Below are 14,001 nucleotides of genomic sequence, written 5' to 3'. Positions count from 1 at the left end.
TATATCTTAAGAATAAGTGAGTTGATTATTGAATAGGATAGATGTCTTTTCCAACAGTGTAATTGATAAGCTCTAAGGCAGAAAATAAAGCATATTCTGTATCGAATAATTGACTTAAATTCTCTTTGTAACTTTCGAAGAAATCGATGAACTCTATTAAACTAATTTCGTGTCTTTGATAACTTTTAGTGACAGATTCCATGACAGCTTTCATTTCTTCGGATAACTCAGGATCAAGACTCTCATACATTCTAGTAATTTGATTCAACTTTTGAGCGGCATTGTAAACATCAATTTGTAATTGATTTTCTACCTGAGTTACCTTAATTTGTTGTTGTTCTTGAGCTATTTTGGCCGCCTGAATTCCCCCTTTATTTCTATTCCAAACAGGAAGATCAAATGCAATTTGAAGAGCCCAATAATCACTTTGGTGTGCACCTCTACGATCGTACATTGTTCCTAATTCTATATCTGGAATATTTTCAGCTTTTTCTAAAGCTAAAGATTCACCTACTTGTTGCAGTCTCAGTTGTTCAATTCGATAATCCAATCTATGTTCTTGAGCTTCATTTACCCATAATTCAGGATCTGCTAATTGTTCTCCATAATTTAGAGTAGGTAAAGTGATGTTTAGTGCGACTTGAGGTTGGAGGTTAAGTAGTACTTTTAATTGTGAAGAAACATCAGTTGCTTCTTGTTCAATGTCTAACCACCCTTTTTTAGCATCTAATAATAATGCCTTTAAACGGACTACTTCAGCTTTAGCAATGTTACCTTTTTCAGATTGCTCTTTGTATACCGTAATAAGCTTCTCTAGAGGCTCAATTACATTTTTATAGCTCTTAGATTTTTCTTGTAAATAATGTAATTCAACCATCAAAGCTCTTAAGTCTGTACGAAGATCTCTAAGTGTGGTATAAAATTCATATTCAGCTATTTCTGCTTCTTTTTTAGCAATCTCAGTACGTTTTTTTCGTTTGCCTCCCATTTCAATTAATTGAGAGATTTCGAAAACCCTTTGTGCTTCTGAATCAGTTCTAAACCAAATATTATCTTGGTTGTCGTACATCGCTAACTCAAAAGCTACTTCTGGGTTAGGCCATGCTTTAGCTTGTATGATTTCCGCTTTAGCGATATCTATATTATGACGATCCGCTATTAATGTTAAGTTATTTTCTAAAAATATTTCTTCACCTTGAGAGATTGTCAAGGACAATTGGTTTTGTTTTTCTTGAGCGTATGCTGTTGTGAATTGTAAGCACAAAATGATAAGCCCTAATAGTACCTTTTGCATTGTTACTAGGAAATGTACATCGAAAGAAGAGATATAAAAGATTATATCAAAGTGTCTTTTGATGTAGATATAAACAATAAATGATGAATTATTGTGGATGTGAAGCACTATGGCTTACAATATTATGATCATAAAAGTCGATCAAATATTATCATCCAAACAAAAGGAGGAATGTAGGAAAAGGCTGTAAAACAAAGTATCTATTGATAATACTAAGTAGTATCAAAGACTTGAAATAGAATTACATGTTACCTACACTTAGCTTAATTTTGGTGGAGGGGTATCAATTGAGAATGTTGGATTAGAGTAAAATAATGGACGAGCGATCGGTAAAGATTGATCAATTGGAAGTTCGTCCAAATCCAACGGGTTAGATGGGATAAGGTAAGTAGGTGACATAAACCAAGTAATATTGATTGTGCCTACTACAGTTTGGTGTTCATCTTCTAACGGGCTATCAGGGTAATTACCATCAGAATCGAAAGCATACACGGATACTAATTCGAAAATACTTTCAATTTCATTATCCATATCATTAGGCAACAAATCGTCATTAACATTTACACTTACGTTAAGTAAATGAAATGCCATCATCGAAATGAAGACCTGAATGGTAATTTTATGTGATAAGAATTTTCTCATTGTTAGAACTTGAACTACTAATTCAACTACAATAACGCAGTAAAAAAGTTTTCGTCCGTAAAATTAACAGGTATTAGCCAAAAAATGCGATATCATTTTTCATAATATCGCATTCTTAGATGGCTTTTAACCTATTTTTTGAATTTTACTTCAAGGATATATGGAATATCTACTTTGACATCTTTGAAAATGAACTCATCCTTTGCTCTTTCAATCATATTATCAAAACAGTTGTAGGTCTGATAATCGTGTTCTTTAAATTTGGTTAAGCTTAAACCATTATCAAATAGAGCGTTTAATATTTCATCGACTGAATGTACCCAAAAATATTCTGTTAGGTTCATTGGGGTATCCCCGGCATAGCTTGAACTCACTTCTTCTTTATAAACTCCTTTGTTATAATAGTGATATTCAGGTACAAAAGTATCCCAGTTTAAAGTGTAGATATAAGGGTGCATTTCCACCATGTAAAACTCTCCACCAGGTTTAAGGTAAGAAGCAATAAGCGATGCCCACTTTTTAAGATCAGGAAGCCAACATATAGCACCATAGGATACAAACACCATATCAAATTGTGCTTCTGGAGTAAGGTGTTGATCGATATCGTAGAGATTGGCACAAATAAACTCAGCATCCAATCCAAGTTGATCGTTCAATTCTTTAGCCTTATCAATAGCTTTATCAGAGATATCTAGAGCAGTTACTTCTGCACCTTTTCTGGCCAATGACAGAGAATCCAATCCAAAGTGACATTGTAAGTGCAATATTTTCTTACCTTCTAATTTTTGAAGTTCTGTAAGTTCAATCTTTTTTAAAGAAGTATCTCCCTTGATAAAACCAGGAACATCATACATTTTAGAAGCTACGTGACTGTCGACTCTAGCGTTCCATTGTTCCTTATTGGCGTTGAATTCTTTTTGATAGTTGTTCATAATTGAAGTAGGTTGATTATTTTTCTTCCTAAAACGGTACTAATTTTTTCATACGACTCAAAAGACCATCCACCTACATGAGGGGTGAAAATGACTCTATCGTCATTGACTATTTTTTGAAATATTCGATTTTGTTCTTCCGTTAACGTATGTAGTTTTTCATTTTCTAATACGTCTAAACCGGCAGCGATAATTTTATTGTTGTCCAATCCCCATTCTATAGTAGAGAAAGGAATCACTTCTCCTCTAGCTAAATTTAGTAAATAAATTGGCTTTTTAAATCCACCAAGGTAGTCTTGAGAAACTAGGTGTTTATTATGATCATTTAAAGGAATATGAAAGCTTAACACATCTGCTTGTGCTTGAATTTCTTCTAAAGAAGCTTCTTGAGCATATTCGTCACCATAATTAGATTTACCATTGTCGTAAGCTAAAACTTTACATCCAAAACCAATGAGGCGTTTAGCAAAAGCTTGCCCCATGTTTCCGTATCCAATGATACCCACGGTTCTCGTAGAGAGTTCGTGCCCACGATTTTCCTCTCTTTGCCATAATTTTTTTCTTACCTCATAATTACCAATATGTAGGTAATTCATTAAACATAGTAACATCGCAATAGTATGTTCACCTACAGCATCCATATTTCCTTCAGGAGCATTGAGTAAAGTGATATTTCTACGTTTTAGGTAAGAGGCATCGATCTCGTCAACACCTGCACCAGCTCTTGCGATAAATTTTAATTTTGGTGCTAAATCTAGTAGATCAATCCCCACTTTCATCTTACTTCTTAAGATTAATCCATCGTATGAAGGAATTACGTTTGGGACTTCAGCAGGAGATATTTCTGGTTGATAAGAATATTCTATACCTACTTCATCAAACATCTTAAAGATAGCGTCATGTAATTTATCGATAATTAAAATTTTGGTCATAGCTGAATAATAATATTGTTATGAGGATAATTTGGATTGCCTATTTACTAAATTTTCTTTTGAAATGATACTGATTTTATTGATTGTAGAATTTATTTTGAAGGAAAAATATTATCAACCTCAAGATCTATCTTTTTTTTGATTAAATTTCATAGAGAATAATTTCCACTAGAAGTACTTGATGAATGTTTAGAATAAAATATACAAATCTATTTCCAGCTTATTTTAGCTTATTTTGTTTTTTAATTTTATGCTTTTCTACTCCTGCAAATGCCCAAAGAAAGTATCAAGGGCATCATTTAGATGGCCAAAATTTAGTCATTAATGTAAGTGATGGGGAAGTAATGCTTAGACCGTTTCAGCCTAAAATATTAGAAACTCAGTTTTATCCGAAAGGAGTAAAAACTCTTCCATTATCGGAAGCAGTAGTTTTAGCACCAAGTAAATTGATGCCTGAAGTGAAAGAAAAGGATAATGTGATCTATTTTTCATTAGAAGATGGTATTCAAGCAGAAATCACAAAGTCACCTTTTCATATTTCTTATTTTTTAGAGAAAGAACTTCTATTAAGAGAGTCAGAAGGCTATTTTGATGCTGATACTTTAAAAGGGTTTAAGTTTGAAATCCAAGATGGAGAAGCTTTATATGGAGGAGGAGAAAGAGCTTTGCCTTTAGATAGAAAAGGGTATCGCTTACCACTTTATAATAGGGCAGCTTATTCGAATGAGGAATTTGCTCCTCAAATGAATTTTGGGATGCCTTTAATGATCTCATCAAAAAAATATGCCTTACTCTACGATAATGCTCCTATTGGCTTTATTGATGTAGGAAAAACAAAAGAAAATGAGCTGTCTTTTGAAACTATTGGAGGTCGATCTGCATATGTAATTGTTGCGGGAAAAGATTATCCAGAAATGTTGAATCACTTTACCGACTTAACAGGGAAACAACCGTTACCTCCTTTATGGATGTTTGGTAATTTTTCTTCTCGATTTGGCTATCATTCTCAAGAGGAAGTACTTTCAACCATTCATCAATTTAGAGAAAAAGAAGTACCTGTAGATGCGATTATTCTTGATTTATATTGGTTTGGCCCAGAAGTGAAAGGTGATATGGGAACATTGGATTGGTATAAACCTAATTTCCCGGAACCAGAGAAAATGATTGCTACTTTAAAAGATCAAGAGGTAAAAACAATTCTAATTACAGAGCCTTTTATAACAACTACTTCGAAGAAATGGGACGAAGCAAAAGACAATAAAGTATTAGGTACAGATCATTTAGGAAAGCCTTATGTATATGAATTTTTCTTTGGAGAAACAGGGCTTGTAGATGTATTTAAGCCCGAAGCACAAGATTGGTTTTGGGGCATATATAAAGGATTGAATAATCAGGGTGTCGCTGGATGGTGGGGAGACCTTGGTGAGCCTGAAGTACATCCTACGGAATTACATCATGTAAATGGCACTGCAGATGAGGTACATAATATTTACGGGCATCAATGGGCAAAATTAATATATGATGGTTATCGTAAAGATTTTCCTAATGAGAGACCATTTATTTTGATGCGTTCAGGATATGTTGGTTCTCAAAGGTATGGTTTAATTCCTTGGTCAGGAGATGTGAATAGAACATTCGGCGGATTGACTCCTCAACCTCAGATTAGTATGACGATGGGATTGAGTGGTGTTCCTTATATGCACTCTGATTTGGGTGGATTTGTCAATTGGGATTATACTCAGGAAGATGTTACGGAATTATATATCAGATGGCTTCAATATGGAGTATTTCAACCTGTTTACCGTCCACATGCTCAAGAACAAATTCCATCTGAAGTGATTCATTATAAAGGAAAAGCATTTGATATTGTCAAAAAATATATTGAGTACCGATATAAAATGTTGCCTTATAATTACACTTTGGCTTATAAAAATAGCACCACAGGCATGCCTCTTTTACGTCCATTATTTATGGAAGAAGAAGGGAATAAAGAACTGATAAATGAATCTGAAACCTATATGTGGGGAGATGATTATCTCGTTGCACCAATAACACAAAAAGGAGCTAGAGAAAGAAGTCTTTACTTACCTGAAGGAGAAGGATGGTACCACTTGTGGAGTGGTAAAAAATATGATGGAGGACAGAAAATTACCATTGATGCACCTTTAGATGAATTACCCGTTTTTGTGAAGGCAGGAAGTATTATTCCATTATCAACAAAAGCATTACAAAGTACGGAGCAGTATGATAGTAAAGATTTGACTTTTCAAATTTGGCGAGATGCAGATGTAGACAATCATAGTATCACAATGTATGCTGATGATGGGAAAACTTTCGGTAATATAGAAAAGAAGAATTATCAATTAATTGATGTTTTATGTAATTACTCCAAAAAAGGGATAGATATCACATTGTCTAAATCAGGAGATTATGATAGAGCACCATCCAACAGAAATATCACATTAGAAATACATAATGTTCCTACATATCCTAAAAGTGTAGGAATTGATAAGAAAAAAATGCCTGCAGAAGAATGCGATATGGGTTATGATGCTTCGACTAAGATTTTAAAAATTAAAATGAAGTGGTCTGGTGAACAAAAGCGTATCTTGATAAGAGATGGTAAGCCTAAAGAGTAAATTTTAGAAAAAAAGAGTAGGGACTCTTTTAAAAAAAATTAACCAAACAAAAACGTATATATAAAACAATAAGTTATCGGTTTAGGTATATATCAGTAAGATCAACAACTAGATTTTATGGGATTCTTACTTATATATTTAATACTAATAAACATCATAGGTGTAAGTATTATTCTTTTAGAAAAGAATGGTATTATTCCTAAAGTGAAAGAGTGGGGGTATCATATCCTTGAATTATTAGGTGGTGTGATTTTGATGTTACCTACTTTTTATTTGGTAAAAAGTAGTAAACTAAAAAAACAAAGTTACTTCTTAATAAGTATATGGACTTTGACTGTTTGGTTTTTTATTAGTTATATCAAAATTGAAATTTTAGGTTAATTGGAGAGAAACATCTCCAATCAATATTAATATTAGAAAGCATGATAGTTCTACGGAATTATCATGCTTTTTTTGTGTTAGAGATAATTAAGGTTTCATCATTGATTTAATGAATACTGCGTAAAATAAACATAAATACTTCATCACTTCTTCCTAAAGACTTATATTTGATACTTAGACTTTGTTTCCCCATAATATGATAAAGAACTTATTTGTTACCTTACTTTTAATCTGTGGATTAACCCTATCATCTAATGCTCAATACATACATTTTGATGCGGATAGTGTTTTTCTTGGTAAGCTTTCATACACAGAAGATACAATAGAGCATACGTTTCCCTTTAAAGTGGATGGAGCTTCAAGTATACAGATAGATACGGTCATCACTGACTGTGGATGTTTGATTCCAACTTATCCGACTAATGAGATAAAAAAGGGTCAAAAAGGCGAAATAAAAATCTCTTTTATGCCCTACAAAGCAGGACCGTTTTCTAAAGAAGTGACGATCAAATTTAAAAGCAGAAAAATAACACAGACAGTGAAGTTGGCTGGGTTTATTCGACCATATAAATTATCTGCGAAGCAACTTTATCCTTATGAAAATGGAGGAATTCGTTGGGGACATAAAAAAGTAAGTTTTGGCAACTTAACGGCACAAGGTATTACCTCAAAAACAGTCTACTTTTATAATGATACTGAGGATACTTTATTTTTTGAAAAACCATCTTTACTTCCTGATCACTTAGGTATATTAATCGATAGTACTAGATATAGTGTAAAACCTAAATCGGAAGGATCTTTTGAGTTATTTATTAAGCCAGAGGATAGAATAGAATTTGGATATGCTCAAGATACGATCAATTTATTGTTGTCAAAAGGAACAAAAGAAGAGGTGACAAGTGAATTTATTGTTTCAGCATCAATTCATTATCCGGAGTCTCAAGGGGATGGTCCAAAACCTAAAATGAACCTGTCAAGCACATACATCAATTTAGGAAATGTCAAAAATGACGGTCTTAAAATAATATCTCTTTCGGTAATGAATACAGGTGAAATACCTCTCAAAATATTGAAAGTTGAAGCCAATCATGGTCTAGAGTTATTGAGTGTTGAAGATGAAGATATCCAACCTTTAGAATCATCAAACATTAATTTACGATTTTTAGAAACGGCAAGAACAGGTAAAGAAATAAGATCATTTACTTTATTTACCAATGATCCAACTGATCCTGTTACTATTATTTCTGTAAAGGCAAATGTAGTAAAGTAAGTGGTTGAATTGTTAGATCGCAAGGCGGTATAAAATCAAGAAAAAACGGCTAACCTTTAAATTAAGGTTAGCCGTTTTTTATATGTTCATCAAATGGAATAAAGTGTAACTTTATTAGTTTTGACTTTGTTCTTGCTCTGCTTGTTCTTTCTCTTCTCTTGTGATCCAACCACCACCAAGTGATTTATAAAGTTGAACATAAGAAACTAGAATTTTACTTTTCAAGTTGATAAGATTAAGTTCAGCTTCAAAAGCTTGACGTTGTTGCTCCAAGTATTCTAAGTAACTTGTTACACCTCTGTCATAACGTTCTTTTGATAAACGCTCAGCATTTACTGCAGCTTTCACGTGCATCTCTCTAGCAATTAATTCTTCTCTATAGAATTGAACTGACGCTAAAGCATCTTCAACTTCTTTGAAAGCAATGATAACACTACGTTCGTACTCAGCAATAGAAGCCTCTAATCTAGCTTTTTCAACCTCAACACGTCTTTTATTCTTACCCCATTGGAAAAGTGGACCAACAATACCTGCACCAATGTTCCAAGCACCAACAGCAGCATTAGTACCACTTAATACATCTGTAGCAACACCCCCAAATCCAGTTAAACTAATTGTAGGGAAACGTTGTGCAATAGCAGAACCTACTTTTGCATTTTGTGATATAATAGCGTTTTCAGCTCTTAACAGGTCTGGTCTTCTTTTTAAAAGATCAGAAGGAATACCCGCAGGAATAATTGGAGGACGCTTTTGCTGGTCTAAATTCAGATCAGTGATAAAAGCTCTAGGATTTTCACCAATTAATAATGATAAAGCATTTTCTGATAAAGCGATCCCTCTTTTGTATTTTGGAACAGACGCAGCAGCAATTGCTTGTTGAATTTGAGCTTGGTTTAAATCAATTTCAGGAATATAACCAATTTCATATCGATCATTCATGATTAGAATAGAGCTATCTCTTGAAGCTAATGTTTCTTCAGCAACCTTTAAACTAGCTTTATTCTCTAAAAGTGTCACATATCCCTCAGTAACTTTTGCAATAACGGATAGTTGAACAGCTCTTAAACCATGTATCGTACCTGTATAATCAGCCATTGCAGCCTCAGATAGTCTCCTGTTTTTACCCCAAAGGTCAATTTCCCAATTTAATTGAGCACCACCAGAGTAGGTGAAATTTCCTCCGTTAGGATTAACAAAACCACTGTAATTACCATATCCTACATTTCCAGTATATGATAAACTAGGTCTTGTTTCAACTTTTTGCATTCTGTACAGTTTCTCTGCTTCTTGAATTCTTTGTAATGCAACTTCTACATCTTGGTTATTGACGAGTGCTTTAACAATTAAAGAATCCAAGATAGGATCTTCTATGATTTCCCACCATGCAATTGTATCTGTTTCAGTAGTTACTAATGTATCTGTACCGAAACGATAATCTGCAGGAGAAATAATTTCAGGGGCTTGGTAATTTTCCCCCATTTTACAACTCCACATTACTTGAGAAGCAAAGAGGAGAATGAAGATTTGTTTGAAATTTATATTTCTTATTACTTTCATAATTCTATGCTTCAGAAGTGGATGATTTTTCTCTGTCTTTTTCGTAACCTGCAATTTTACCTACAAGAACGAATAACATAGGATAAAGGAATAGACCTAAAATAGTAGCCATACCCATACCTCCAAGAAGTGCCATACCCATAACTTTACGAGCTTCTGCACCGGAACCTGTAGCAATTACTAATGGTAAAACACCAAGAATAAATGAGAAGGCAGTCATTAGGATTGGTCTAAATCTTAGTTTTGCAGATTCTAAAGCTGCATCAAATAACGACAATCCTTCATCAAATTTTAGTTTCGCAAATTCAACAATAAGGATGGCATTCTTTGCAGCCATGGCGATCAACATTACTAAGGAAATCTGAGCAAATATGTTGTTTTCATAACTTTCACTAAAGAATCTAGCTACCCATAAAAGGAAGAATGCACCAAAGATAGCGAAAGGTGTACCTAACAAAATACTGAAAGGCATAGACCATGATTCGTACTGAGCAGCAAGAATTAAGAATACAAATAGTAAAGAGAAAGCAAAGATTATAAATACTGACCCCGAAGATTTTTTCTCTTGGTAAGACATACCATTCCAAGAGAAAGTCATGTTATCAGGAAGTACTTCTTTAGCGACTTCTTCTAATGCATCCATTGCTTGCCCTGAACTGAATCCTTTTCCTGGAGATCCTGTTACTTCTACAGAACGTAATAAGTTAAATCTGTTGGTGAATTCTGGTCCACTTATTTTCTCCACATTTACTAATGTAGATAAAGGAACTTTAGAACCATTACTAGATTTCACATAGAACATATCTAGTTGCTTTTCATTGTTCCTGTATTCAGGTTCAGCTTGTACATAGGCTCTATATAAACGACCAAATCTGTTAAAGTCATTGATATATGAACCACCAAGGAAAGCGGCAAACGTAGTATATACATCATTTAAGTTGACCCCTAGTTTTAAGATCTTATCTTTATTAATATCAATAAAACGTTGAGGTACACTAGATTCGAAAGTAGTAAAGGCCATGCCGATTTCAGGTCTTGCAGTGGCAGCTTTAATAAATTCGTTGGTATAATTAGCAAGATATTCTGGGGTATTACCTCCTTTATCCTGAATCATAATACTAAAACCAGAACCGTTACCCAAACCAGGAATGGCTGGAGGTCCAAAGGCAAATATTTTTGCTTCGTTAATCTGAGTAGCAAATAAGTAATTTAATTTATTGACTACTTGTTTTGCTGTTAACTCTCTTTCTCCCCAATCTTTTAATGTAACAAAGAAGAAGGCAGAGTTAGTAGACATACTACTTGATAGAAGTGAATAACCTGCTACAGTAGTGTTCATATCAATTTCTGGTACTTGAGAAACAATTTTTTCGATCTTAAAAGCAAGATCATTGGTTCTTTGTAACGAAGAGGCTACAGGTAATTGAGCATTGATATAAATATAACCTTGATCCTCTTCAGGAATAAAGCCTACAGGTACTTTTACACCTAACCATCCAGCTGCTAAAAGTGTGACACCAATAAATGCTGAACTCATTAATATTTTACGAGTAGCTATTTTTGTGACACTTAAGTATGATTTTGTCGATCGATCAAAAACGTTATTAAAAGCGTTGAAGAATGCTCCAAGAGGTCCACCGATAGGTTCAGACTTTCTTAGAATTAATCCACAAAGTGCAGGTGATAGTGTTAAGGCGTTCAATGAAGAAAAACATACCGATACCGCAACTGTAATCGCAAATTGTTGATATAATCGACCTGTAATACCTGCCATTGCAGCTACAGGAATAAATACCGCTACAAGTACTAAAGTTGTTGCAATTACCGGGGCTGTAACTTCACCCATGGCTTTATTAGTAGCGTCTTTTGGACTATATCCTTCTTCTAGATAAACCTGAACAGCATCCACTACTACAATAGCGTCATCCACTACAATACCAATGGCGAGTACGAGACCGAGAAGTGATAATACGTTAATAGTAAATCCAAGTAGAGGGAAAAGCATAAATGCAGCTACTAATGACACAGGAATGGCCAAAGTAGGAACTAAAGTAGCTCTCCAATCTTGAATGAATATGTATACAACGAATACAACTAGTAATAATGCTATAAATAGTGTTTCGATAATTTCATTGATACCAGCAGTAATTGGTTTAGTTGAATCTAATGATACTTCGTAATCAATACCATTAGGGAAATCTTCCTTAAGGGCATCCATTTTTGAGATCATTTCTTCTGCCAAAGCTACGGCATTTGATCCTGGAGCTTGATAGATCGCAATTACAGCACAGTTATCGCCATTTAATCGAGTAAATGCTGAGTAAGTTTCAACACCTAATTCGATTCTTGCTACATCACTTAATAATACCTGGCTACCATCTTTATTCGTTCTAACGACAATGTTACCAAATTCTTCTTCAGATTGTAAACGATCTGGAAGAAGTACAGTATAAGTAAACTCTGTTCCTTTTGGGGCAGGTTCAGCACCAAATTTACCACCAGGAACAATAACGTTTTGATTGTTTACTGCAGTAGTAATTTCAGGAATTGTTAGATTTAGTTTAGCTAATCGATCTGGTTTAACCCAAATACGCATCGAATAATCTGAAGTACCTAATACTTGAACACTACCAATACCTTTAGTTCTTGCTAGTACATCTTTAACGTTAATTAAAGAGTAGTTACCTAAGAAGTTTTGATCATATCTACCATCAGGAGAGGTTAATGTGATCAACATTAGAATGTTTGGAAGTGATTTTTCAGTTTTAACACCTGTTCTTTTTACGGCATCTGGAAGTTTAGGAGTGGCAGTAGCTACACGGTTTTGTGTAAATACTGTACTCATATCTGGATCAGTTCCGATTTCAAAAGATGTTTGAATTTGAAGTGTACCATCATTAGAGTTGATAGACTTCATATAGATCATGTTTTCTACACCATTAATCTCTTGTTCAAGAGGTGTAGCAACAGATTGCTCTACGTTTAATGCACTCGCTCCTGTATATGTTGCAGAAATTTTTACAATTGGAGGAGTAAGGTTAGGATACTGTTCGATAGGAAGTCCTAAAATCGAAACACCACCTACGATGGTCATGATAATTGCAATTACCATGGCAACGATAGGGCGCCTAACAAAAAAGTTTGATTTGATTTGTTCTTTACTCATTACACTCCTTCGTACTGTGATTCGAATTGAACTACTTTAAATTTGATAGTTTGCCCTTCACGAACTTTTTGAAGTCCTTCAAGTACAATTTTTTCTCCTTTTTTTAGACCCTCATTTACTAAATAATAATCTTTGTAAGTGTGTCTAGCTAACTTGATGGCTCTTTGAGATACTTTTCCTTCTTTATCAACAACAAAAACAGAGTATCTACCTTGGAACTCTATTACTGCTCTTTGTGGAACAAGAACACCGTCAGAAACGATTTCAATCACTGATCTTACTTTTGCAAATTGACCTGGTCTAATTAACCCTTCATTATTAGGGAAGGTAGCTTGAATAAGGATAGCACCAGTATTAGAGTCTACATTTCTATCTAAGAAATCGTAATGACCTTTATGATTGTAAATGGTATTATCAGAGAAGATTAAGTCTAACTTATCTACTTTTTCGTCATCTGAACTTTCTTCTTTAGGGTTATTGATTGAGTACCTTGCTAACCTTAAGTAGTCATTTTCATTGATATAAAAACGAACATTTATAGAATCAATTCTTGATACTGTATTTAGGATAACTGGGTTAGGGTCTCTACCAACAAATTCACCAACTTTAGCTTCAGTTCTACCAATAATACCTGAGATAGGAGATTTAATTTGAGTGTATCCCAATTCAATTTGAGACATTCTTAAATTCGCTTTTGCTGCAGCAACCATAGATTCAGCAGCATCTTTTTCAGCTTGGGCAGCATCTAAATCAGATTTAGAGACTGCATTTTTTTCAGCTAGAGGTTTAATTCTAGCTAAATCATTTTTTGCTCTAATTAAGGTCACTTCTGCCTCTGCAAGTTTACTTTTTAGCATGGCTACTTCAGCAGAATAAGATTGAGGATCTACTGTATATAGCATTTGTCCTTTCCTTACTTTGCTACCTTCTTTGAAGTGAATACCTTCAAGATATCCTTCAACTCTTGATCTGATCGGGATGTCTTTTGTTCCGTAAACTTGACCTACGAAATCTTTTGTAATGGGAACGTCTTGCACTGTAACTTCAGTAACAGGGATTTCGACTTGGGGGAGTGTAGCTTTTTGCTGTTGTTCTCCACCACAGCTAATCAAAACATTTGTTATTAAAACCAGTGAAATAAGTTTTAAAACGGCTCTAAAGAAATTAGATGTCATTATGTTAGGTTGT

10 protein-coding genes are annotated in these 14,001 nt (G+C 34.1%); 3 read left to right on the top strand and 7 right to left on the bottom strand.

Translation table 11 applies throughout. The features are described 5' to 3' along the window. Positions 1-25: 25 nt before the first annotated feature. The 4 genes from NH26_RS10945 to NH26_RS10930 all read right to left on the bottom strand — a co-directional run bounded on the left by NH26_RS10945 (position 26) and on the right by NH26_RS10930 (position 3,800). Positions 26-1,294: a TolC family protein gene (locus NH26_RS10945; protein ID WP_044222920.1), complete on the bottom strand. Its 1,269-nt coding sequence runs from the start codon at positions 1,292-1,294 to the stop codon at positions 26-28. Positions 1,295-1,552: 258 nt separating this feature from the next. Continuing rightward, the gene (locus NH26_RS10940; RefSeq protein WP_044222917.1) at positions 1,553-1,936 is read right to left on the bottom strand and encodes a hypothetical protein; all 384 of its coding nucleotides are present in this window, start codon (positions 1,934-1,936) and stop codon (positions 1,553-1,555) included. Between the two features lie 131 nt (positions 1,937-2,067). Beyond that, positions 2,068-2,868, bottom strand: a complete 801-nt coding sequence (locus tag NH26_RS10935; RefSeq protein WP_044222914.1) for a class I SAM-dependent methyltransferase — start codon at positions 2,866-2,868, stop codon at positions 2,068-2,070. Continuing rightward, on the bottom strand, positions 2,865-3,800 hold the full coding sequence (locus NH26_RS10930) for an NAD(P)-dependent oxidoreductase (RefSeq protein WP_044222913.1): 936 nt from the start codon (positions 3,798-3,800) through the stop codon (positions 2,865-2,867). The genes NH26_RS10935 and NH26_RS10930 overlap by 4 nt, the downstream gene beginning before the upstream one ends. A 185-nt stretch (positions 3,801-3,985) precedes the next feature. On the opposite strand from NH26_RS10930, the gene NH26_RS10925 reads away from it, so the two are divergent. The 3 genes from NH26_RS10925 to NH26_RS10915 all read left to right on the top strand — a co-directional run bounded on the left by NH26_RS10925 (position 3,986) and on the right by NH26_RS10915 (position 8,090). Beyond that, on the top strand, positions 3,986-6,439 hold the full coding sequence (locus NH26_RS10925; protein ID WP_052431978.1) for a glycoside hydrolase family 31 protein: 2,454 nt from the start codon (positions 3,986-3,988) through the stop codon (positions 6,437-6,439). Positions 6,440-6,556: 117 nt separating this feature from the next. Further along, a complete protein-coding gene (locus tag NH26_RS10920) occupies positions 6,557-6,820 on the top strand; it encodes a hypothetical protein (protein ID WP_044222911.1) in 264 nt (87 codons plus the stop codon). Positions 6,821-7,016: 196 nt separating this feature from the next. Further along, a complete protein-coding gene (locus tag NH26_RS10915) occupies positions 7,017-8,090 on the top strand; it encodes a DUF1573 domain-containing protein (RefSeq protein WP_044222908.1) in 1,074 nt (357 codons plus the stop codon). Positions 8,091-8,204: 114 nt separating this feature from the next. Here the strand turns inward: NH26_RS10915 and NH26_RS10910 are convergent, their stop codons facing one another. The 3 genes from NH26_RS10910 to NH26_RS10900 are packed head-to-tail and all read right to left on the bottom strand — an operon-like array spanning position 8,205 to position 13,988. Then, entirely contained in the window at positions 8,205-9,647 is a 1,443-nt protein-coding gene (locus NH26_RS10910) for an efflux transporter outer membrane subunit (protein WP_071397147.1), read from the bottom strand. Between the two features lie 4 nt (positions 9,648-9,651). After that, on the bottom strand, positions 9,652-12,813 hold the full coding sequence (locus tag NH26_RS10905; RefSeq protein WP_044222903.1) for an efflux RND transporter permease subunit: 3,162 nt from the start codon (positions 12,811-12,813) through the stop codon (positions 9,652-9,654). Next, complete coding sequence (locus tag NH26_RS10900) at positions 12,813-13,988, bottom strand: efflux RND transporter periplasmic adaptor subunit (RefSeq protein WP_044222900.1); 1,176 nt, start codon at positions 13,986-13,988, stop codon at positions 12,813-12,815. Before NH26_RS10900 ends, NH26_RS10905 begins: the two co-directional genes overlap by 1 nt. Positions 13,989-14,001 lie beyond the last annotated feature (13 nt).

The organism is Flammeovirga pacifica (assembly GCF_000807855.2).
GTDB lineage: Bacteria > Bacteroidota > Bacteroidia > Cytophagales > Flammeovirgaceae > Flammeovirga > Flammeovirga pacifica.
This window is presented reverse-complemented; position numbering and strand designations above follow the sequence as displayed.

Excerpts from the sequence above, each read along its gene's own strand:
- NH26_RS10925 (WP_052431978.1), top strand. The coding sequence starts at position 3,986 with ATGTTTAGAATAAAATATACAAATCTATTTCCAGCTTATTTTAGCTTA.
- NH26_RS10945 (WP_044222920.1), bottom strand. The coding sequence starts at position 1,294 with ATGCAAAAGGTACTATTAGGGCTTATCATTTTGTGCTTACAATTCACA.
- NH26_RS10900 (WP_044222900.1), bottom strand. The coding sequence starts at position 13,988 with ATGACATCTAATTTCTTTAGAGCCGTTTTAAAACTTATTTCACTGGTT.
- NH26_RS10905 (WP_044222903.1), bottom strand. The coding sequence starts at position 12,813 with ATGAGTAAAGAACAAATCAAATCAAACTTTTTTGTTAGGCGCCCTATC.
- NH26_RS10935 (WP_044222914.1), bottom strand. The coding sequence starts at position 2,868 with ATGAACAACTATCAAAAAGAATTCAACGCCAATAAGGAACAATGGAAC.
- NH26_RS10930 (WP_044222913.1), bottom strand. The coding sequence starts at position 3,800 with ATGACCAAAATTTTAATTATCGATAAATTACATGACGCTATCTTTAAG.
- NH26_RS10920 (WP_044222911.1), top strand. The coding sequence starts at position 6,557 with ATGGGATTCTTACTTATATATTTAATACTAATAAACATCATAGGTGTA.
- NH26_RS10915 (WP_044222908.1), top strand. The coding sequence starts at position 7,017 with ATGATAAAGAACTTATTTGTTACCTTACTTTTAATCTGTGGATTAACC.
- NH26_RS10910 (WP_071397147.1), bottom strand. The coding sequence starts at position 9,647 with ATGAAAGTAATAAGAAATATAAATTTCAAACAAATCTTCATTCTCCTC.
- NH26_RS10940 (WP_044222917.1), bottom strand. The coding sequence starts at position 1,936 with ATGAGAAAATTCTTATCACATAAAATTACCATTCAGGTCTTCATTTCG.